Annotated in this window: 13 protein-coding genes and 1 tRNA gene; 6 read left to right on the forward strand and 8 right to left on the reverse strand. The window is 38.9% G+C overall.

The window, feature by feature from the left end:
- Positions 1 to 131 precede the first annotated feature (131 nt).
- From ACFIK0_RS00350 to aroA, 4 genes are all read right to left on the reverse strand, one after another.
- Positions 132 to 8702, reverse strand: a complete 8571-nt coding sequence (locus ACFIK0_RS00350) for a GH36-type glycosyl hydrolase domain-containing protein (protein ID WP_375663318.1) — start codon at positions 8700 to 8702, stop codon at positions 132 to 134.
- Between the two features lie 228 nt (positions 8703 to 8930).
- Entirely contained in the window at positions 8931 to 10631 is a 1701-nt protein-coding gene (rpsA, locus tag ACFIK0_RS00355; protein ID WP_026500132.1) for a 30S ribosomal protein S1, read from the reverse strand.
- A gap of 133 nt (positions 10632 to 10764) precedes the next feature.
- On the reverse strand, positions 10765 to 11412 hold the full coding sequence (gene cmk, locus ACFIK0_RS00360; protein ID WP_375617510.1) for a (d)CMP kinase: 648 nt from the start codon (positions 11410 to 11412) through the stop codon (positions 10765 to 10767).
- Entirely contained in the window at positions 11409 to 12737 is a 1329-nt protein-coding gene (aroA, locus tag ACFIK0_RS00365) for a 3-phosphoshikimate 1-carboxyvinyltransferase (RefSeq protein ID WP_375663319.1), read from the reverse strand. Before aroA ends, cmk begins: the two co-directional genes overlap by 4 nt.
- A 187-nt stretch (positions 12738 to 12924) precedes the next feature.
- Between aroA and ACFIK0_RS00370 the strand changes: the two genes are divergently transcribed.
- Together ACFIK0_RS00370 and ACFIK0_RS00375 are read left to right on the forward strand one after the other, a co-directional pair.
- Entirely contained in the window at positions 12925 to 13305 is a 381-nt protein-coding gene (locus ACFIK0_RS00370) for a TIGR02300 family protein (RefSeq protein ID WP_273790244.1), read from the forward strand.
- Positions 13306 to 13422: 117 nt separating this feature from the next.
- Positions 13423 to 13498, forward strand: a tRNA-Ala gene (locus ACFIK0_RS00375).
- A gap of 1592 nt (positions 13499 to 15090) precedes the next feature.
- On the opposite strand, the gene ACFIK0_RS00380 is transcribed toward ACFIK0_RS00375, so the two are convergent.
- On the reverse strand, positions 15091 to 15678 hold the full coding sequence (locus tag ACFIK0_RS00380) for a hypothetical protein (RefSeq protein ID WP_273790243.1): 588 nt from the start codon (positions 15676 to 15678) through the stop codon (positions 15091 to 15093).
- A 111-nt stretch (positions 15679 to 15789) separates the two neighbouring features.
- Positions 15790 to 16971, reverse strand: coding sequence for a DNA recombination protein RmuC (locus ACFIK0_RS00385; protein WP_273790242.1), 1182 nt, complete (start codon positions 16969 to 16971; stop codon positions 15790 to 15792).
- Positions 16972 to 17067: 96 nt separating this feature from the next.
- Here ACFIK0_RS00385 and def point away from each other — a divergent pair, with 96 nt between their 5' ends.
- Genes def through truA form a run of 3 tightly spaced genes read left to right on the forward strand, consistent with a single transcriptional unit; the run spans position 17068 to position 19278 of the window.
- On the forward strand, positions 17068 to 17604 hold the full coding sequence (gene def / locus ACFIK0_RS00390; RefSeq protein WP_375663355.1) for a peptide deformylase: 537 nt from the start codon (positions 17068 to 17070) through the stop codon (positions 17602 to 17604).
- Positions 17604 to 18533 carry a methionyl-tRNA formyltransferase gene (gene fmt, locus ACFIK0_RS00395; protein ID WP_375663320.1) on the forward strand — a complete coding sequence of 310 codons (930 nt, stop codon included), beginning with the start codon at positions 17604 to 17606 and terminating at the stop codon, positions 18531 to 18533. Before def ends, fmt begins: the two co-directional genes overlap by 1 nt.
- A gap of 1 nt (position 18534) precedes the next feature.
- A complete protein-coding gene (gene truA, locus ACFIK0_RS00400; RefSeq protein ID WP_375663321.1) occupies positions 18535 to 19278 on the forward strand; it encodes a tRNA pseudouridine(38-40) synthase TruA in 744 nt (247 codons plus the stop codon).
- A gap of 32 nt (positions 19279 to 19310) precedes the next feature.
- Here the strand turns inward: truA and ACFIK0_RS00405 are convergent, their stop codons facing one another.
- Entirely contained in the window at positions 19311 to 20174 is an 864-nt protein-coding gene (locus ACFIK0_RS00405; RefSeq protein WP_375663322.1) for an LOG family protein, read from the reverse strand.
- Positions 20175 to 20280: 106 nt separating this feature from the next.
- Between ACFIK0_RS00405 and dapD the strand changes: the two genes are divergently transcribed.
- Positions 20281 to 21129 (forward strand): 2,3,4,5-tetrahydropyridine-2,6-dicarboxylate N-succinyltransferase, encoded by an 849-nt coding sequence (dapD, locus tag ACFIK0_RS00410; protein WP_375663323.1) that lies wholly within the window; start codon positions 20281 to 20283, stop codon positions 21127 to 21129.
- 517 nt (positions 21130 to 21646) lie between these two features.
- On the opposite strand, the gene lepA is transcribed toward dapD, so the two are convergent.
- Positions 21647 to 23452: a translation elongation factor 4 gene (gene lepA, locus ACFIK0_RS00415; RefSeq protein ID WP_375643000.1), complete on the reverse strand. Its 1806-nt coding sequence runs from the start codon at positions 23450 to 23452 to the stop codon at positions 21647 to 21649.
- Between the last annotated feature and the right edge of the window lie 705 nt (positions 23453 to 24157).

A 24157-nucleotide genomic window follows, 5' to 3' on the forward strand; every position in this document is an offset into this window, starting at 1 on the left:
CCTTTTTCTTTCAGTTTCATAAAATCTAAAATATTATGCACCAACACGGCTAATATAGGCGGTGCAATATAACAACTCTACAGTTTTGGGCAAGAATAAAAAAGTCTGCTCTCTTTTTTCATCTTTCATCTTTAATATTTGACAATACGTATAATTTCATGCTGACCTGTTTTTTGTAACTTTATCCCTGTATGAAATTCGGTATATTCTTTGCTATTAACATAGAGCATATTTTTAGGTCCCCATTTTACTTTAATGCTATAAACGGCATCATAAAACTTCATTGTTGCTTCATATTTTGGCCAAATAGAGGGTAAATGTGGCTGCAAAAACAAGAGGTCTCCCTGACGCTGTATTCCAAGAATAGCTTGTGTTGCGGCGCGATAAAACCAACCGGCTGAACCTGTATACCAAGTCCAACCGCCTTGACCACATCGTGGTTCAACAGCATAAATATCTGCGGCCATCACATAAGGTTCAACACGATAAATTTCAGGATCTTGTCCGTGGGTAATTGGGTTTATCATAGAAAATAAAGCATAAGCTTTATCGTTTTGTTCCATTTCAGCCAACGCAAAAATACTCCAAATGGCACCATGCGTGTATTGACCACCATTTTCTCGAATTCCTGGAGGATAACCTTTTATGTAACCAGGCTCGAGCGTACTTTTATCAAAAGGCGGCCAAAAAAGGCGAATGAGTCCACCTTTTTTATCATAGAGATGTTCCAGCATTGATGTCATTGCTTGTTTTTGGCGCTCAAGCGATGCCATTTGAGAAATGACAGCCCAAGATTGAGCAATGGTATCAATTTGACATTCATCATTGACTTTAGAGCCCAGAGGCGTTCCATCATCAAAATAACCACGTCGATACCAAGCACCATCCCAACCATTTTTCTCTAGGGATTTTGTTAAATGTTCAAGGTACGTACTCCATATTTGCATATGGCTATTGTCACCACGTTTTTTGGCTAAAGAGATAAATGCTTGTAATGTGTGCCCAAGAAACCATCCTAACCAAATGCTTTCGCCTTTTCCTTCCACACCGACCAAATTCATGCCATCATTCCAATCCCCACCTAAAATAAGAGGGAGACCATGTGGTCCGCAGCGTTTAATGGCAAGGTCTAAAGCTAAAGCACAATGTTCATAAACTGTTGCAACCTTTGAGGATTGGGTGGGTTGAAAATAAGCATCCTGTTGCCCACTTTTGAGAACATCACCTTCAATAAAAGGAATGAGCGTATCAAGAAAGGCATTATCGCCAGTGGTATTGACATAAAGAGCTGTTGCATATGCAAGCCAAACGATATCATCAGAAATGTATGTACGAACACCAGCATTTGTGTCAGGCAACCACCAATGTTGCACATCACCTTCAAGAAATTGGTGCGCTGCTGCATTTAACAATTGTTCACGTGCTAATTGTGGTTCCAGCAATAACAAAGACAGGCTATCTTGTAACTGGTCACGAAAACCAAATGCACCACTAGCTTGGTAAAAGCCTGCGCGTGCCATGATGCGGCATGAGTAGATTTGATAAGGAAGCCAATGGTTGACCATAAGATTAAAAGAAGCGTCCGGTGTTTTGACTTGGAAAGGAGAAACAAAATCACTCCATTGCTGTTTTTGTTTTGTGAGCTGAATCTCAAAATCACTTGCACGTACTTGATTAAGTAATTTTTCAGCTTCTTGCCTATTTTCAGCACTGCCAAGATAGAAGATGATTTCTTTTGTTTGCCCTGGTTGAAGATCAATATCATAGGCGAATGCTGAACAAGGATCACATCCTGCTTCAATGGTATTCGAAAGAGCACCGGCTTTACGGATCGCATTTGGACGTGTTACGGTTCCCGTTTCACCAATAAATTCAGCGCGATTGGTCGTAGTGCTGGTTGGCATTTCGGATGCTGATAAAAATGTAACTTGTTGAGATTTCTCGATGTGATAGGGATTTTGAATAAAATGTGCACCCCATCTGGCCTCATAAGAGAAAACAATAAAGGGGGCATATTTTGTACGGATATTTCCCAAAACCCATTCAACATAATTATAAAGGCGTAAACTACGTGGTTTTTTCCCTTCATTCGTAAGGATAAGACGTGAAAAGCGAATAGGTTTTTCGGGATCAAGTGTATGAGTCAGTTCTAATGCGATTTCTGAATGTGTTGATTTAAAAGTTGAGAATCCAAACCCATGACAAGCCTCATAGACAATATTTTCGTCACATTCAACAGTAGAAACGGGTGAGAAACGTTTTAAAGACTGGCGATCAACCAGATAAAGAGCTTCTCCTGGCCGGTTAGACGTTGGATCATTCGCCCAAGGAGTTAGTTGATAATCGCGGCTATTGTTAGCCCAAGTAAAAATTGCACCTTCAGCAGAGACATGAAAACCAAATCTGTGATTAGCAATGACATTAATCCACGGATGTGGTGTGGTGGTACGTCCATGAAGACGTATTACATAATGATTGTGCTGATTAAAACCACCGTAACCATTCCAATATCTTAGATCTTCTCCATTTGGGAGAAAAGAGGATGGTTTTTGTTGGCTAATAAGACCAATGGAAGAAAAAAGATTTTGTTCAGTTTGCGTTGTAAATTGCTTTCCTTCGTTATATCTTGGCAAGTCTAATTGATCATAAGATTCTTGATAATTTTTATGAATTGTGAGATTAAAATCATTCTCATCAAGTCGTTTAAGTTGTTCAGATAAAGAGCCATTTTGGGCATCAAGAACGATGCGTGCTGATGCAAGAAGCGTTTTAAAACTCTGTTCACTCATTTGATCGCGTCGAAGCATGAAAATATGTTGGCGTTCATCTGCTTTTTGCGTGTGGTGATAATAAGTTTCACAGACCCACTCGAGAGCGCGTTGTGTATTTTGTATATAGGAAAATGTTTGTTCATTAAGAATGACCAAATCAACAATGAGTCCGCGCATACACCAATATTCGTGTGCTTTAAGGAGCTCGCGCAGTACGGTTATATTTCCCTCGTTATTTAATCTAAGAAGACAGAGTGGATTGTCTCCTGAGATAGACATGGGCCAAAGATCAGACTGTTTTCCTAGCGTTTTTGCTAATATTTCAGAAGGAAGACGCCACGTTCTTTCTGGATAGATAAGCGGTGTTGCATATTTTTGATAGATAATAGCTTCTTTAAGCTGGGTTCCGCTCTGATACAGTGCGACTTGTGAGCGCGTCCATGCCATTGAAAGTTCTTTTTGAAACATATCAGGTTGTCGATAATGTTTAATATGATTATTTAGCGCTTCTTTTGTATGAGCAGCAAAGGTCCAAAAAATAAGTTCTGCTTTTTCATGGGCTGAAATTTTTATACGGCATCGCAATGACATAACAGGATCAAGAACACAACCTTGACTGTTACTGAAACGAGCATTTTGGTCAAATGCAGCGGGCCGATGAATGGATCGCCCCCGACCAATAAACAGAGAGCGATCTGTTTCAGCTTCTGTCTCTTGGAGAATATCTGTTGTACTAGAAACAAAATGGGCAACATAGACTTCAGGATCACTAGGCGAGCGTTTGCGCCTTTTGGCAAAAATTGTTTTACCTTCTTCAGCAATTTCTGTCTCTATAAACATACGGGAAAAAACAGGATGAACTTGGTCTGTATCCATCGTGGCAAGCGCTAATTCACCATAAGAAGTCACTTCAATGAATCGGTCTTTATTTGTCGTATTCATCAATTGAATACGTCTCCCTTCGCCACATCCTTCAGATGTAATAAGACATTCAAGTGTTGATTTAATACCATCAACCATTTTTGTATATTCAGCCTTTTCATCTGTAAAAATGCTGACAGCTTCTTCTTCAATAACACGTGTTGGCTCACCAGTAACAGACCACCACCGTCCACTATGCGTGTCACGCAAGAAGAATAAAGTACCTTGTTGATCTTCTGTTGCATCAGGAATAAAGCGCGTAATCGCATAATCGTGCCAACGGCTGTAACCAGAACCATTCGCTGTTAACATGGTAGAATAAAAGCCATTAGACAAAAGTAAAGTCGCTCGTGGTTTGAGTAACGGGTTTGTAATAATGCGCAAAGGGGCTGCATCAAATGCTTGAGACTTATTGCGCATACGATTAACAGCTTTGGTATGAATAATAGGAATGAGATGAGGCGCTCTTTCCTGTAAGAGCAATTGTGTTGCCTCAATAAAGGGATCACGGTGAAAACGATCACGCATTCGCCCTTGAAAAATAACATTGTTAAGAGCAAGGATAGACATGCCATGATGGTGCGCATAATAATTGCGTACAACGGCGTATTTTTCCCCTGTTTTCACGCGTGAAGGGGTAAAATCAACAGAGTCATAATAACCATATGTTCCTAAAGCTCCAAGATCACGAAGTCGTTTTAAATTAGCGACAGCGCAAGCAGGAGCATATTGTGCCGCTAGAAGGCTGGCATAGGGAGCAATGACAGCATTGCGTGAAAGACCACGTTGGAGTCCGAGGTTTGGAACACCAAAATGAGCGTATTGGTAATTCATTAAATGATCGCGAGCATTAAATGCGGCTTCTGAAATACCCCATGGCAATTCCCGTTTATGGGCATATTGTATTTGACAACGAATAATCAATCGATTTGTTTGATCTAGGAGAGACCCTAAAGGTTCATGCATTATGAGAGATGGCATAAGATATTCGAACATTGATCCAGACCATGATAGGAGTGCACCTTTCCCACCTATGGGTACGAGAAGTCGACCAAGACGAAACCAATGTTTAAGTTTTATATCTCCTTTTGCGATGGCAAAAAAGCTTGCAAGACGTGCTTCTGAAGCAAGCAGGTCATAACAATTTTCATCGAGTTTGTTTTCTTGAACACGATATCCAATGGATAAGAGATGCCGTTTAGGCTGTTCTAAAAAGTCAAATTTCATATCAAAGGCTATTTGCCGTGCCACTATAGCCAGCCTGTTTAGTTTTTTACGTAATTTTTCAGTATCACAATGAGCAGTCGCATCATGATGATAAGCGTTACAGGTATCGATAAGGCATTTAGCCCAAGAAAGTGCACGAGCAGATTCTATCGTTTGAATTTTGTGGTCAAGTTCATCGACTAAGTGCACAATATCGTGGGCTGCAAGTGAAAGATTTATGACGTGAGAAGGGATCGTATTTTCTTGTTCTATAAAAGTGAAGACAGAATCATGAAAACGAGTGATGTTTTCTTCGATTTTTTGGCGTAAAGAGCGTAAACTGGGTTTATGATCTGGAATTTCTCTGACAGTTTCTTCAAGAATAGCAAGAACATCCGATAAGCCTTCTCGATCACTTTGAAAAAAAAGAGGCGGTTTTTCAGCCCATTCACTTAACGCAGAAGAGAGTGTTACCAAATGACCGGCAAGATTTCCCGAATCAACGGTTGATACATAAGTAGGCAAAAGAGGCCTAAGTGTATCCGTTTCATACCAATTATAGAGATGACCACGGAACTTTTCCATTTTTGTAAGAGAGCGTAATGTACATTCAATACGGGTGATGGTCTCTTCAAAACCAATCCAGCCAAAATCACGTGCTGCAATAATAGAAAGGAGATAAACGCCAATATTCGTAGGCGATGTACGTTGAGCAACAAGAGGTTCAGGATCTTCTTGAAAATTATCGGGAGGCAAATAGTTGTTTTGTTCGTTGACAAAGGTTGCATAATAAAGCCATGTCCGCCGTGCAATAGAGCGGAGTTTTTTTTCATCTTTTGAAGAAAGATAAAGGCTATCTTGAAAGGTTGAAGGTTGACTCACAATCCAAGCAATAAAGGGTGAAAAAAACCATGCTATCCCAAAAGGTAAAGCAACCAAGCTTGCAAAACTATCAGAAAAAAGAGGGAGTGCTATAGTAAGAACACCGATAAGCGATGCTGGTGCCATTGTAAAAACATAGAAACGCAAACTATTGGGCATTGATTTTGTTGCGGCAGAAGTTTGCCATTCAAGAAGATGCTGTTTTGAAATCGTCATACGATAGAGTGTACGAATAATCGCATCGGTCATAAAATACGCCGAATGAGCAAGAAACGTCGTTTTAAGAAATATATCAGCGCTTGTAAGAGCAATTTTGTTCCCAATTAATTGAAAATGTCCACGCAAAGAATGATCTATATTAGATGAGACAAACGTTTTTAATACACATAGAATGGGTGAAATGAAGGAGCTAAACAACAAGAATATTTGCCAGACGATTGCACTCTTTAAAGACAAAAAAGCCCATCCTGCAAATGCTGCGATTAACCACATAAGTGGAGTGAGAGAACGACGTAAATTATCCTGCATTTTCCAACGCGTCACGAAACTTATTTGACGGTAGGAAAAAAGATAAGGCAAAAGCTGCCAATCACCGCGGACCCAACGATGATAACGCATAACATCAATATTGTAAGCGGTTGGATAGTCTTCAATGACTTCTATGCTACTTACCAGAGCAGTACGAGCATAACCTCCCTCTAAGAGATCATGGCTAAGAATAGTATTTTCTTTAATTTTGCCATCAAGCGCTTGTTCAAATGCATCAATATTATAAAGACCTTTACCGATAAAGGTGCCTTCTCCTAAAAGATCTTGATAAGTATCAGAAACAGCAAAAACATAAGGATCAATGCCACGGTTGATAGAAAAAACCCGTTGGAGAATTGATGTTTTTTTTCCTGTTGTAAGAGAAGGAATAATGCGTGGTTGTAAAATGCTATAGCCCTTTACAACCTTTCCACTTTGTGGATCAAAAACGGGATGATTGAGTGGATGGTTAAGCTTTCCAACAAGTTTCGCGACGCTCTCTGGAGTAAGACGTGTATCACAATCCAGCGTCATAACAAAACGGCAATCCATAGGAAGATGTGGATTGGGAGGATAAAAGCTTGTATTTTTATCGCCTCTTAAGAGCCGATTAAGTTCATGAAGTTTTCCTCGCTTTCGTTCCCATCCCATCCAACATTTTTCGCTTGTATTATAAAGGCGTCGGCGATGTAAAAGGAAAAAAAGCGGAAGTTCATCACGATGATAACGACTATTGAGTTTATCAATACTCTTTTGCGCATAGTGCAATAAATCAAGATCATCTTGCGTTTCTCTCAATGGAGCATCCACCCAATCTGTAATGAGCGCAAAATGAATGGCACCTTTAGGATTGGAAAGATAGTGCACTTCAAGATTGCGCACTTGTTCATCAATATCATCGCGTGATGTCATCAAAGTAGGTACAACAACCATTGTCCGTGCATGTTTTGGAATACCTTCTTTATATTCATAACCAATGAGCTGTCTTGATGGGACAAACCACGAAACAACAGTGTTAAATAAAGCAAAAGCAGCATCCATAGCAGGAAAAAGCGCCAATACAGTAAAGCAAAAAGACATCCATTGTGTCATGCCAGATATTTGTAAAAGGGCGTAAATTACCAGCAAAAGAGCAAGCGTCAGAAAAGAGACAGGAACGGCGATGACTCTCAATTTTGAGCAACAAGAAGCGCGTGTCCATTTTATGAGAAAGGGCGGAATATACCCACAAGCCTTTTCAAATATGCCACGACCATCATCAACAAGGTACCACCCCACACAAGAATGATGAGGCATATCTTTAGAAGTGGAATTTGCCATTTCTACAACTTTATGTGCAATTTCCAGCTCACTAAGAGGCGAAAAGCGTGAAATTTTTTCAATGACTTGTCGATAAATATTGCGTGAGTGAGAATCAATTTCAGAAAAATCACTATTTTTACGCAAAATAGAATCAACACAACTCACTGTTTCAAACCATGCTGTCCAATCAACATCATCTATAGCTTTAAGAGCACGGATAATATTTCCCATGGTCACACCATCTGCTGCTTGTCGGGTATGTTCATCAGCTGTTGCAATCTCTAAGCTACTGCCTTGGCTTTTCAATTGCTTTTCAAGCCAAGTTAATGCTACGGTTGAATCGACAGATGCACTGCGCAGGCGATAGAATAAATGTGCTGAAAAAGTTGGATCAACAGTGAATGGTTTATACTGCGTAAAAAGAGAGTGTAGATTTGTTTTATTTTCTACAAGAGAAATTTTATCAGCCACTTGACTAGCAAGACGGCGCATATGTCGCGCTTTTTCGATACGGACTGAAAGACGACGGACATTTTCAATGAGCAGCATTTGCATAACAGAAGGAAGAGCCCACAATTCACCAATTGTGAGCGCACAAACTTCTTGAAATCCGTTGGTCATAGCAGTGAGTGTTTCTTGTGAAAAGCTGCTATCGGTATGCGCAATATAAAGCCAAGTTAAAGCAAAAATTCGTGGTATGCCGGCTTTGTGTGTAGAAAGAGGAAGTTGCTTTATGAAGGACTTGGGTAGATTACGACGTAGCTTTTGTATGGTTTTATCAATGGTGTAATGATTATCAATGAGCCATTGAGCAGATGGTGCGATGGTTTCATCATTTCGGGCAGCAAAATCACTGGTATGAAAGGCATGAAGAATAAGTTTAGCATTTTCATTCAATCTCTTGCGAAAATCTTCTACTCCTTCATATTCAGGGAGTAAAATTTCTTTACCAGAAGCTATATCATGCCCTAAGTTATAAAGATCTTCCTGTACCTTATAAATTGCACGAAGAGGAAAATCCGTATTAATAAAATGGTCTTTTTTCTCTTTTTGAGAAAAAAAGCACTTTATGAAAGGTCTTATGCACGTCATAATGTCCCATTGTTATTCAATTACATCGTTTTTTATTTAAATTTTAAGCATTTTATCTGAATAGTGAACCGTTGTTAGACAAAAAACAAACTTTTTGTTTTTATTTGCAAGCATTTATAATTTTTGTTTCAATAATTTAAAAATAAGCAGACAATTTCTTTAGAAAATAAAAAGGTCACTCCTAAAATGAGTGACCTTAATAATAACACTAACTTTAATGATTGATGATTAATCTTGTTCTTGTTTTTTCAAAGCTGCACCAAGAATATCACCAAGAGAAGCACCTGAATCTGTAGAACCATATTGTGCAACAGCTTCTTTTTCCTCTGCAATTTCTAAAGCTTTAATCGATACTGAAATTTTACGTGTTTTTTTATCAAATGCTGTGATGCGAGCATCAACCTTTTGCCCAATTGCGAAACGCTCAGGACGTTGCTCATCACGATCACGCGCGAGATCAGCACGCCGAATGGTTGTCTCAAGGTTGTGATCAATCAATTTCACACCAATGTCATTGTCGTTAACAGCAATCACTTCGCATGTTACAACAGCACCTTTTCGCAATTCGCCAGAAGCAGCTGCTTCTCCAACTTTATCGCTGGAAAGCTGCTTAATTCCAAGAGAAATGCGCTCTTTTTCAATGTCAACATCAAGGACCACAGCCTTAACGATATCGCCTTTATTATAGGTATCAATAACTTGTTCACCAGGACGGTTCCAATCAAGATCAGACAAATGAACCATACCGTCAACATCGCCTTCAAGCCCAATAAACAGACCAAATTCTGTTTTATTTTTAACCTCTCCTTCAATTTGCGAATTGACAGGAAATTTATTGGCAAAAGCTTCCCATGGATTTTCAAATGTTTGCTTTAAGCCAAGAGAAATACGCCGTTTAGAAGGATCAATCTCAAGAACAACCACTTCTACTTCTTGTGATGTAGACAGAATTTTTCCAGGATGAACATTTTTCTTTGTCCAGCTCATTTCAGAAACATGGATCAGCCCTTCGATTCCTGGTTCAATTTCAACAAAACCACCGTAATCAGTAATGTTGGTAACAGCACCCGTAATTTTTTTACCAATCGGATACCGGACACTGATGCTTTCCCAAGGATCACTTTCAAGCTGTTTCATTCCAAGAGAAATACGGTGCGTGTCTTGATTAATGCGAATAATCTGAACTTTAATCGTTTGGCCAATTGTGAGCACCTCAGATGGGTGATTAACACGCCGCCATGCCATATCTGTAACGTGCAAGAGACCATCAATCCCACCAAGATCAACAAAGGCACCATAATCTGTAATATTTTTCACCACACCTTCAACGATTTGGTTTTCTTCAAGATTTTGTACGATTTCTGAACGTTGCTCAGCGCGACTTTCTTCTAAGACAGTGCGACGTGAAACCACAATATTGCCACGACGACGATCCATCTTCAAAATTTCAAAGGACTGTGAATTATGCATGAGGGGTGAAACATCACGAATGGGACGAATATCAACTTGGCTGCGAGGCAAGAAAGCAACGGCACCATCAAGATCGACTGTAAAACCACCTTTTACTTGGCTAAAGATCACTCCATCAACGCGTGCACCAGCATTGAATTTTTCCTCCAAACGGACCCAACTTTCTTCGCGCCGTGCTTTTTCACGCGATAAAACAGCTTCACCCATCGCATTTTCAATGCGTTCAATGTAAACCTCAACTTCATCGCCAACTTGCAAAGAACCATCTTTTGCTTTAGCTCCAAATTCTTTGAGAGGAATACGTCCTTCGACTTTAAGACCAGCATCAATAATGGCCATGTCTTTTTCGATTGCAATAACACGACCTTTAACAACAGATCCTTCATTAAGATCATTAGTTTGAAAAGATTCTGTTAAAAGGGCTTCAAAATCCGCTGTTGTGGGATTGTATTGTGACATAAGAACTCCTAATATATACCTTGTATTATAAGGTATGAGCGCTGGGTTAGTGTTAACATAAGCAACTTCTTAGCCTTTTTCCTTGAATAAAGGAAAAAAAGTTAGCGCTAGGCTGGAAGTTACCTTAACGAATTTATCCAATTATATGCATTTTTATGATTGGATCAATAAAACTGCATGCAACTTCAAATGTTGCTTCTATACTCAATTCTGACGTATCAAGCAAGTGGGCGTTTTTTGCTGGTTTTAATGGACTTTGTTTGCGCGTTATATCGCGACTGTCGCGCTGTTCAAGTTGAGCTAGGATTTCATGATAATTTGCTTGAACACCTTTTTTTAAAATCTCTTGGTAGCGACGTTTGGCGCGTGTTTGGACATTGGCTAGAATATAAAACTTGATATCGGCATCAGGACAAACAATAGTTCCGATATCACGCCCATCAAGCACACAGCCGGGCAAAACTTTAGCAAAGTTGCGTTGTTTTTCGACAAGAATTTTGCGTACAGCAGGATTAATTGCTATTTTTGAAGCCGCTTCACCAAGTTCATGAGAAGAAAGAAGAGAAGGATTTAAGGTATTAAAATCAAGTTCTTTAGCATAAATAATAGCATTTTTTTCATCATTAAGAGCTAAATTTTGTTGTAAAAGCGTATGAGCAACACTACGATAAGTAAGACCAGTATCGAGATGGCGAAGGCGATAATGTGCAGCAATTTTGCGTGCTAAGGTTCCTTTGCCTGAGGCTGCAGGTCCATCAATGGCGATAACAAAAGGCTTCAAGCGATTTTTCCCCCAAGTTGTTTTATAAAAGGAATAAATTCTGGAAAGCTCGTAGCGATCATTCGTTTATCATCAATAGTAACAGGTTTTTCTGATACAAGCCCAAAAATGAGAAAACACATAGCAATTCGATGATCAAGATGTGTGGAGACATGTCCACCACCCAAACCTTTGGCAGAACCTTTTCCATAAACAATAAGAAAATCTTGACCTTCTTCACAGTCTACGCAATTAATTTTGAGTCCTTGAGCAACAGCAGACAGTCGATCTGATTCTTTTACACGCAACTCTTCAATTCCTAGCATTACTGTTTTGCCTTCTGCAAAGGCTGCTGCTACTGCCAAAGCAGGATATTCATCAATCATCGATGGAGCACGTTCTTTGGGCACCGTAACGCCTCTAAGGACCGATGATTTTATTCGTAGATCAGCAACATCCTCTCCACCTGTTTGACGTCGGTTCAAAAATTCAATTTGAGCACCCATTTCCCACAATGTTTCGATAAGTCCTATTCGAGAGTTATTTATCAAAACATTTTCAATGGTGATATCAGAGTCTTCTACAAGAAGGGCTGCGATAATTGGAAAAGCAGCAGAAGAAGGATCCCCCGGAATATGAATCGTTTGCCCAGTAAGATGGGGTTGACCATTAAGGTGAATCAAACGCGCACCTTCGTTATCTTTTTCTATTTCAAGTTGCGCACCGAATGCTTTTAACATTTTTTCCGTATGATCTCGTGTCAGAACTGGTTCAATAACAGTTGTAATGCCGGCGGTATTGAGTCCAGCAAGCAGGATTGCTGATTTAATTTGGGAGGAAGCTATTGGAACACGGTAACGAATCGGATTAGCCATTTTCGGACCATAAAGCGTTAAAGGAAGATGATCGTCGCGCGTTGCCTCAATTTCAACCCCCATGAGACGCAGTGGATCAAGGATACGTCCCATTGGACGTTTAGAGAGAGAAGCATCACCAATAAAGGTTGTTTTCATATGATACGGACCAACCATTCCCATAACCAAACGAGCACCTGTTCCAGCGTTTCCAAAGTCTAAAGGTTTTTGTGCAGCTAAAAGGCAACCATTCCCTGTTCCTCGTATGATCCAGAAGTCATCTTTTTTAATAATACAGGCACCCATAGCTTGCATAGCAGCAGCTGTATTGAGTACATCAGCGCTTTCAAGTAATCCATGAATATATGTCTCACCACTTGCTAATCCTCCCAATATAAGAGAGCGGTGAGAGATTGATTTATCTCCTGGTATTTGAATTTTTCCAGAGAGACTACTCGATTTATAGGTGGTTATAGGGATTGCTTTTTGCATGGAAATTCTATTTAATTCTATCTAACTTTTATGAAATTGTGCATCCTTTAGCACATGCTTTAAAAGACGTCATGAAAAAATCACTGTGGAACAGTGTATTTATCTTTGACAAAGGTATTATTTTTCGATTAAGCACCATAAAATTTATCTTTTAATGGAATAATAGTTAATCAAAGAGGCACGGTTTATGGCAAAACAAGAACTTGGAACTAAACGTGTTGATCCAGAAACAGGAAAAAAATTTTACGATCTAAATCGCGATCCTATTGTGTCGCCCTATACAGGAATTTCTTATCCGCGTTCTTACTTTGAAGTTGCAGCAGCTGAAGCAAACAATGAGGAAGAAGTTGATACTGAAGAGCTTGATACAGCACTTGAAAAATCTGCTTTTATGCTTCTTGAAGAGGATGATGAGGATTCTAAAGATGACGATCTTCCTGATTTAGAAGATAGTGATGTAGATCTTGGTGATGATGATGATACATTTTTATCTCATGATGGTGACGATGAAGATGATGACGTTACTAATATTCTCGGAGGCGGTGTTTCTAATGATGACGATGCTTAAGAGAAATAAAAAAGGACATCTTTTCCATTGAATGTAAATTCTTCTTGATCTTCAACTTTGATCGTTCTAGAAAAGTTGGAATTGTATACTGTCCTTTTGGAAAAATTTGTTTTTATAGGGGCTATAGCTCAGCTGGGAGAGCGCTTGCATGGCATGCAAGAGGTCAGCGGTTCGATCCCGCTTAGCTCCACCAAAAGGACAAACTGTTCTATCAAGGGAATCAATTATAATAAAGGATGTGTACATCAATTTAAAAGGTTTATTTGCTATTTAATCATAATTCCAATAGCGCTTGTTCCTTGCATTTTAATGATATTATAATACGTTTTTAATCATTTGTTGGATTATAAAATTTTACTGTTGCAACCGTGAAAGTAGATAATTCTTTTATGTTTTGCACAGAAATAGAAAATGTGCTGTTTAACCTACGCCTTGTCTTAAAGGACAAAGTTTGAATTTCCTTTACCACAATATTTCCACAAAATCATAATATGTCGGCTACCGATATCTTTTTAAAAGGTATGAAGTACTTAAACAAAGAGTAGAGAATAAAATATTAAAATATACTTCTCAATTATTGAAAATTAGAGCTTTTTTTGAGTATTTTTAATCTGATCAGATGTCCTGCCAAAAAAATTACTCACTTTGATTAGCATCTACCTGCTCAATACTAAGGTATATTAACGCTTAAATAATATATTGAATCAATTATTTTTTTCCTTGCGCATCACAAGAAAGGTTGAGGTGTGAGAGCAAAGTAGCGCCATCATTATTGTGCTAATTCCCAATGTTGGCGATAATTCTTACATTTTAGAATGTTCATAAAAAACATTTTTAGTCTTTTCTTTCACAGTTTTTATCCACATGCCAATTGCGCTTGTTATGTGCAAACCAATGGTTTTATTGATTCAACCTCAAGAGATCTGAAACGATAAAACCCTACGTCATTCGAAATTCTTACTTTAATATGAATAACGATATATTATCTTTATAAATCAATATGCTTAAACAATTTAAGAAAAAGAATAAAAATGCTTCTCATAAATATTCTCAAATGCAAAAGCTATCACAACATTGGAGACTGACTTGTTACTTCATAGGCGCTACAAATCTTTCTCTGAATACTCCCTACCCTGAATATTCATTGTGTGTAAAGTTGCATATACCTTATCATCCTATAAACGATAGTGTTTTTACAATACAATAAGATAACGTCTTTCAATTAAAATGGACTGGATGGACGAGTATGTTTTATTTCATACAATACTAAATATACTTAGTTCTTTTGAGGACTGTAGCGCCCTCTTTATACAAAACAACGTTTTTTCGTTTAATGCATTTCTCGTTTTTTTATATTGAATATTTTACCCTTTTTATGATGCCCGAATTGCATTTGTTTTAATTGCTATTTTATACGCTTAACAAAGAAAATATTCATATAATAATCAGCCAGTAATACGCATAATGAAAATAAAAAATGATATTATATTTTAAAATTTTTCTTCAATAACCTCTAGTACTTAGCCCAATGCGAAATGCCAGCGCTAAATAGAAGATAGTTTCCATTGTAAATTTTTTAAACAAAGGAGGTAAAAATGTCGAGAGTATCTTCAAATATATTGTGTATTGCAAAAGCTTTCTGTTACTTGAGTTTATTCTAAAAAATAACAATTTATTTCATTGAATGATCAGAAAAACGAGACAGCCTTGTCGTATCATAAAAAATTTTTCCCTCAAATGATTTTACCACATCAATTCCCTGATTGAGATTTTCAAAAATCTTCCCTAATGCCATCCACATCTTTTTAATTGCTGTTCATAGAGCCTCGATATCCTTGCCATGCGCTGTGCTGCCTGTGAGAGTGCCGTAGTGGCATGCCCGCCACTACGCGCATAAGCACCATGTCCCATATGATAATTTAAATAAAGGCTATATGCATCATCAAATCTCACCCCATTGCGTTGAACACTTTGGCGATGATACCAAGCAACAAAATCAGCAGCATCTGCGAAATTCGTACGCCATGCAAAAGACTTTCCTGTCGAGCGAAGATACATTGCCCATGTACTGTCAAGCGCTTGAGCATAACCATAAGCTGTCGACCGACGCTTCCATGGGATAAAACCAAGTAGTTTTTTGCGTGGAGGACGTGCATTGTGACGAAAGCTCGATTCCATCTTAATGGTTGCAAGAATGATAGGCATAGGAATTCCATAGCGCATTTCCGCTCTTTGAGACACTTTACCCCAATTGTCAAAAAAACCATTTTTTTGTGCCAAAATAGCACAAGCATTATTTGTGTGGATGGGAGTGGTTGTTGCACATCCCTCTAGCAAAAACACCAGTGCCCCTAAAAACAAAAGGTGTCGCATATTCCTATTCCTCTCGTTTAAGAAATAAAACAAGATAGAGATACTAAAAAATGATTACCAATCAATAAAGAACATGATCTAACTTGTGATATTTAAGAAGCTTGCTTTGCTTTATTCCTCATCAGCAAAACGCAATGTTTGCGACTGAGCTAATGTTGTCATTTTTGTTGGTTCAGAGTAATTTTCTTTTAATTCAACAGTTTCAATGCGATTTGCCCGTTTCATAATTTTGGAGGACGATATCAAAATTCCCTCTATATCTTCACCTGCTTTGTGAAAGTGCTTCTGTAATGCGCGAACACGCATATCCATTCGTCCAAAATCTTCCATCAATTTTGCTACTTCTGATTGAATTAAATGCGCTTGTTCACGCATCCGCGCATCTTTCATAATGGTTTGTACCACTTGGACAGAGAGCATCAACAAAGATGGTGAAACAATAATCACATGAGCTCTATTGGATTTTTGTACCAATGCCTCAAAGTCCTCATAAATTGTTGCAAAAATCGATTCAGATGGCACGAAAAGGAAAGCAGTGTCATGAGTTTCTCCAGGAATCAAATATTTTTGTGCAATATCACGAATATGGACTTCCATATTGGTACGAAATTGGCGTTCTGCCTCTTGACGCTCTTGCGCTGATTCTGCCTTACGCATAGCATTCCAAGCCTCCAGAGGGAATTTAGCATCAACAACAAGAGAAGGGGCTTTATTGGGCATATGAATGAGACAATCTGGGCGCTTTCCATTAGAAAGAACGGCCTGAAAAGCATAAGCGTTTGTTGGTAAGGCATCGGCAATAATTGCTTCCATCCGCCCCTGACCGAAAGTACCACGTGTCTGCTTATTGCTTAAAATAGACTGTAACTGAACAACTTGTCCCGTAAGCGATTGAATATTATTTTGTGCCGCATCAATCACTGCTAAACGCTCTTGCAAACGATTCAAATTTTCATAAGTGGATTTAGTCTGTACCTGAAGTGTTTGGCCTAAGCTTGTTGTCATCCCATTGAGTTGCTCACTGAGTGATTTATTCAATTCAGCCTGCCGTTGACCAAAAATTTCCGCCATCGTTTGCATTCGCCCTTGCATTTCAGCTTGTGTTTTCAGCAAGGTAGCCATCTGCATTTGTGCCTCACGTGCGCGTTCAGCAATTTCATTTTCCAAAAATGCTTTTTTTCGATGAGAATGTATCAACATAAAAAATGCCAAACAGACAAGTATAAATAAAAGCAAAAGCACTAGTTTAGAAAAAAAATCACCAGCGAGTATGGAAAAAAACGAATCAAACATAAATTGTAATATAACGCTCTTATTGTAAAAAAACGCAAGAATCCGTTATTCAATATTGACCAATAACAAACCATTGATTAATCTCTACTTATGCCTATGCCAATGAGATCTTTAATTACTTTACCTGATCCGATTTTACGGGAAGTGTCCAAACCTGTTGAGCAGGTCGATTCATCTCTCCAAAAACTTGCAGATGACATGTTGGAAACCATGTATAATGCTAAGGGCGTTGGTCTTGCTGCTATTCAAATTGGTATACCGCTACGTATGTTGGTTATAGATGTCTCTGGAAATTCTGAAAATGAGCAGAAAAAACCACTTGTTATTATCAACCCTGAAATTTTATGGCTTTCAGATGAGCGTAATATTTACAAAGAAGGTTGTCTTTCTATTCCTGATTATTTTGCAGAGGTTGAACGTCCTAAACGCCTTCGTGTTCGCTATCAGAACCGTGAAGGAAAACAAACAGAAATTGAAGCAGACGATCTCTTGGCAACTTGCTTGCAGCATGAAATTGATCATTTAGATGGGCGCCTTTTTATTGATTACATTTCAAAGATCAAACGCGATATGGTGATACGAAAATTTAAAAAACGCGCAAAAGAAAAAAACATGCAGGAAGCAGTTTTGTAATGGCTTTACGATTAAGTTTTATGGGGACTCCAGATTTTTCTGTTCCTATTTTACATGCTTTACTGGATGCAGGTCATGATGTTGTTGCTGTTTATAGTCAACCCCCTCGCCCAGCAGGACGTCGAGGGCTTAAATTAATCCCCTCCGCTGTTCACACCGTAGCAAAAGAGAAATCTATTCCCATCTTTACACCTCAAACACTTAAAACAATCGAACAACAGGAGAAATTTGCAGCACTTTCTGTTGATGCTGCTATTGTGGTGGCTTATGGACTCCTTTTACCCAAAGCTATTCTCGAAACGCCGCGTTTTGGTTGTTTTAATGCCCATGCTTCACTCTTACCACGTTGGCGTGGTGCTGCGCCTATTCAACGAGCAATTATGGCTGGTGATAAAGAAACAGGTATCATGATCATGAAAATGGATGAAGGACTTGATACGGGGCCTATCGCTCTTTCTCGCTCCATCCCCATTACTGATAACACCACCACTGCTGAGCTTTCAAACAGACTTTCACATATTGGCGCAGAACTTATGGTAGAGACTTTATCCACTCTTGAAAAAGGACGACTTAAACTGACCCCACAATCAGAAGAAGGCATCACCTATGCCGCCAAAATTAGAAAAGAAGAGACCCGCATTGATTGGACAAAACCTGCAGAGTTTATTCATAGGCATATTCGCGCGCTCTCTCCCTCTCCTAGTTGCTGGTGCAATATGAATATCGGTGGACGAGAAGAACGTGTAAAAATTCTTGATAGTCGCTTAACAACAGGTCCTTCTCTTGAAATTGGACGGATAGAACCAGATTCTTTGATTATCCATTGTGGGCAAGGACGGATAGAAATAACCTCTCTCCAAAGATCTGGCGGTAAAATTCTTGATAGCGCAACCTTTTTGCGAGGTGCTCATATTTCTGCTGTTTTTTAAGATGCCACGTTTTAAACTCACTCTTGAATATGATGGTTCAAATTATGCTGGTTGGCAGCGTCAAGCAAAACTTCACACGATACAAGGAGCTCTTGAACAAGCGATTTTTTGCTTTAGTGGACAACAATTGACCATAACAACAGCAGGACGAACGGATGCGGGCGTACACGCTACCGGACAAGTTGCGCATGTTGATTTTGAAAAAAACTGGCTCTCCCATACTGTACGAGATGCGCTCAATGCTCTTTTACGTAAACAGGGAGAGGCGATTTCAATCTTAAATGTAGAAAATGTCCCTGATGACTTTGATGCACGATTTTCCGCAACCAAACGCCATTATCTTTTCAAAATCCTCAATCGTCGCTCTCCACCAGCTTTAAATGCCAAACGCGTGTGGTGGTTGCCAAAGCCTCTTAATGCTGACGCCATGCATGAAGCTGCGCAAAAGCTTGTAGGACAACATGATTTTACAACTTTCCGTTCAGCACATTGCCAAGCCAAAAGCCCTATTCGCACCCTTGAACGCCTCGATATTCAAAGAGAAGATGAAGAAATTTTTCTTTATGCACAAGCTCGTTCTTTTCTTCATCATCAAATCCGTTCATTCGCAGGAAGCCTTATGGAAGTGGGTATTGGACGTTGGACAGCTCAAGATCTCGAAGCAGCTCTTCATGCTAAAGATCGTAAACGTTGTGGTGTTGTTGCCCCCCCCTCAGGACTTTATTTAACCAAAGTAGAGTATTAATGATCCTTCAAGAGTGAGCGTCTCAAAAGTCGTTAAGGCAGTTTATAAAAAGAACGAATTTCTTCAAAAGCTTCTGCTGCTGTATTAACAAATTTCACAAAATTAACATCAGTAGGAGAGATTGTACCTTGTGCAGACAGATACTCAAAATTGATAGTATTGCTCCAAAATTCTTTGCCAAACAATAAAATTGGTACCTGTTTCATACGCCCTGTCTGTACTAAAGTTAACGTCTCAAACAGTTCATCCAGAGTCCCAAATCCGCCAGGGAAAATGGCTAGGGCTTTCGCTCGTACTAAAAAATGCATTTTGCGCATCCCCAAATAATGAAAATTGAAACACAAATGCGGCGACACATACGAATTAGGCTCTTGCTCATGTGGTAAAATAATATTCAAGCCAATCGTTGGGGCACCAACATCACAAGCACCACGATTTCCCGCCTCCATGATTCCTGGTCCGCCTCCCGTAACAACCAAAAATTCACGATATTCTGTCGTAGCAGAATAAAGTGAGCACAAACGCGCAAACTCTCTTGCTTCATCGTAATAATGTGACATAGCATGCAAATTTTTCTTTTGTATTTCATTTTTTGCAGCCCACGCTGCTTGCCCAGGTTCAGGAATACGCGCACCACCAAACAAAACAACTGTTGATTGAATATCATATTCTTTAAGGGTTATTTCCGGCTTTAAAAATTCAAGACTAATACGTTGTGAGCGCAGCTCTGGACGCATCATAAAATCTTGATCGGTATAGGCTAAACGATAAGTAGACGAACGCATTTGTGCTGAATTAGAAACTTTATGTATTTGTTGTAGAGCATCCTTCGCATGGAGAAGTGGTGCCCAGTTTTCTTGCTCTGCTTTTCTTTTTTCTTTACAGCTTTTTTTCATACACCTGTCCTACTTCCTCATCGTTTTATTGACTGAACACATTTCTTCGCGTAGTTCATAGAGAATAAATCTTGAAGCTTTCAACTTGTTTAACGGAACTCTCGTCATGACCCATATCACACAACTTGAAATTATTATCGAACAAGCTTTTAATGATCGCGATTCTATCGATACTACCACAAAAGGCGAAATACGTGAGAGTGTTGAACATGCATTGAACCTTCTTGATAAAGGTGAAATCCGTGTTGCAGAACGACACAAAAATGGACAATGGCATGTTCATCAATGGTTGAAAAAAGCGGTTTTACTCTCTTTTCGGCTTAATCCTATGCAAATTATTACTGGTGGAATCAATGGGACACATTGGTGGGATAAAGTTCCTTCAAAATTCTCTGGTTGGCAAGAGGCAGATTTTAAAAGTGCTGATTTCCGTTCCGTTCCTGGAGCCATTGTACGTCATTCTGCTTACATTGCACCCAACGTTATATTGATGCCTTCCTTTGTCAATCTTGGTGCTTTTATCGATGAGGGCACAATGGTTGATACATGGACCACCGTTGGTTCTTGTGCACAAATTGGTAAACATGTCCATCTTTCTGGCGGTGTTGGTATTGGAGGTGTTTTGGAACCACTGCAAGCAAATCCAACAATCATTGAAGATCATTGCTTTATCGGTGCTCGCTCTGAAATTGTTGAAGGCTGTATTATCCGTGAAGGTGCTGTTTTGGGAATGGGAGTCTTTATTGGAAAATCAACAAAGATTATTGATCGTACAACAGGTGAAATTTTTATTGGTGAAGTACCAGCCTATTCAGTGGTTGTACCAGGTTCTCTCCCTGGAAAACCTTTACCAAATGGTGAAGCAGGACCTAGCCTTTATTGTGCTGTTATTGTAAAACGTGTTGATCAAAAAACACGAGAAAAAACATCCATTAATGATCTTTTACGTTCTTAGACACAAGATTAATGCATAATAATATTTCATCGTTTTTTAACTTGAATAATAACCTCGAATACAAGGATTCTCTCATTTCAAATCCTTTCATAGTGAATCAATCACTATCATTTCCTGCTCGTCTCATAAACACTGTTGGTGTATGGATAAGAAGCACTTTAAGAAAAGAATAAAAATGTCTTTAATGAATTTTCTCAAGCACCATGTGTCTTTATGACAATAAATATGGTTATGAGTTTTATGTCATTCACGGAAGCTTTACCGTTATACTTTCTACGCACGCTATCGTGAAATGAGGTCGAGTGTATTGAGAGATATTTATTAAAATACGTGCACAAATATGCAACACAAACGCATTTTGTTTAAAGCATTCTGTTTTACATGAGAAAGTGACACCTTTACGCAATACACAAAAACATGAAGCACGGCGCAATTCTATTTAAAGTGTCCTTTAAACACCTGAACCAATCGACAAAAGCAAAAGCGCAATCAATGAGAGAAAATACTCCTTTTTTCATTATTTGTTCATTTTGAGCGCTTGAATAAATGCTGATTGTGGAATTTCTACTTTTCCAAATTGGCGCATCCGCTTTTTGCCTTCTTTTTGCTTTTCCAAAAGTTTGCGCTTACGCGTAACATCACCCCCGTAACATTTCGCTGTTACATCTTTACGCAAAGCACGAATCGTTTCGCGCGCTATAACTTTACCACCAATAGCCGCTTGAACTGGAATCTGAAACATATGCTGGGGAATAAGATCTTTCAGTTTTTCACACATGGAACGCCCGCGCTTTTCTGCAATCGTGCGGTGAACAAGCATCGATAATGCATCAATAGGCTCTCCATTCACCAAAATAGACATTTTAACTAAATCACCTTCTGCATAATCTGTCATTTGATAATCAAAAGAAGCATAACCCTTTGAGATTGATTTTAGCCGGTCATAAAAATCAAAAACAACTTCATTCAGTGGTAAATCATACGTTACCATAGCACGGGTTCCAACATAGGACAAACCAACCTGTACCCCGCGCCGCTCTTGGCATAGTTCTAAAATTGACCCAAGATAATTATCAGGAGTCATGATTGTCGCCCGAATCCACGGTTCTTCTATGGAAGAAATTTTAACCACATCAGGCATATCCGCTGGATTGTGCAACTCTTTAACAGAACCATCATTCATATTCATGCGATAAACAACCGAAGGTGCTGTCGCGATTAAATCCAAATTAAACTCACGCTCTAATCGCTCTTGAATAATTTCAAGATGCAGAAGTCCCAAAAATCCACAGCGAAAACCAAACCCCAAAGCCGCAGATGTTTCCATTTCAAAAGAAAAACTCGCATCATTTAAGCGTAATTTGCCCATGGCTGCACGCAAATCATCAAAATCAGCAGCATCAATTGGAAAAAGTCCACAAAAGACAACCGGTTGCGCAGGCTTAAAACCAGGTAAAGCATTTTCACAAGGACGGCGCTCTTCAGTAATCGTATCCCCAACCCGTGTATCTGCTACCTCTTTGATAGAAGCAGTGATAAAACCAATCTCGCCCGGTCCTAATTCATCAACCTGTACCATTTTAGGTGTAAAAACCCCAACGCGCTCAACTGGATATTTTGCTCCTGTACCCATCATACGAATGGTTTGGCCTTTTTTTAAAATACCATCTATCACCCGTACCAAAACAATAACACCAAGATATGCATCATACCAGCTATCAACCAACATTGCTTTCAAGGGATTTGCAACATCGCCTATATGTGGAGGTGGTAATTGTGCAACAATTGCCTCCAAAACATCAGGAACACCCAAACCTGTTTTTGCTGATATTTCTACTGCTTGAGATGTATCAATGCCTATTACATCTTCAATTTGTTCTTTAACACGCTCAGGTTCTGCTGCTGGAAGATCAACTTTATTGAGAACAACAACCAACTCATGGGAATTATCAATGGCTTGATAAACATTTGCTAACGTCTGCGCCTCTACGCCTTGGCTTGCATCCACCACCAACAGAGAACCTTCACAAGCTGCCAATGAACGCGAAACCTCATAAGCAAAATCCACATGACCAGGTGTATCCATAAGATTTAAAATATAGGTTTCACCATTCTTTGCCTTATAGTGTAAACGTACCGTTTGTGCTTTAATAGTAATTCCACGTTCACGCTCAATATCCATGGAATCGAGTACTTGTTCTTTCATCTCACGTGTATCAAGCCCACCTGTTATTTGAATCAAACGATCAGCTAAAGTTGATTTGCCGTGATCAATATGCGCCACGATGGAAAAATTACGAATATAATTACGATCTATTGTCATATAAGGCGATTTAGCAAAGAATAATACAAAACGCAAAGACCAATTATGTTCCGGCTTCTATCAAAATAATATAAACCTAAAAAGCTTCTCAAAACACAACTTTTTATAGCCTAAAAAATGAGGCTTTTGTTTGCTAAATTAAATCCAAGGGTGCTAAAATGATCCTTTCACATCTTATTTGATAACTCATATGCTGTAGTAAGCCGGCACCATCACACACTTTGCCAGCCTCCAATATTACGACGATCCTTTACACTTGAAAAAGTTTATAAGAGATATGCCTTTCTTGTACAGTCTTTACCCACATGCCCCCCACCCACTTGTGATGTGTAAGCAAGTGATTTGGATTGATTTAACATGAAAATGATTTGAAGTGAGAAAATTTTACAGTATTCAGGGTTCTAACTCAATGTGAATAATGCTATATTATAGTTATAAATCAATGTATTATCATATTTATATGATGGGCGTGTATATCATTTAGGCTTGCAATAAATTCGCAAGAAATGCTTTTTTATTTGTATGCAATAATCTTCTTTTTTAGCAATCTTATATAAGATAACATGAATATCGAGGGAGTTTCTTCTCAATTTTTAAAACTTTAGAAATATGCTCTATTGAGTGATGTTTTTATATAACTCCTTCCTTCCTCCATTAAGCATAAAGCACACCAATCCTCTTCGATTCATTGGATAACGCATTGAT

Origin of the sequence: Bartonella sp. CL63NXGY (assembly GCF_042194905.1) — a bacterium.
Classification (GTDB): Bacteria; Pseudomonadota; Alphaproteobacteria; order Rhizobiales; family Rhizobiaceae; genus Bartonella.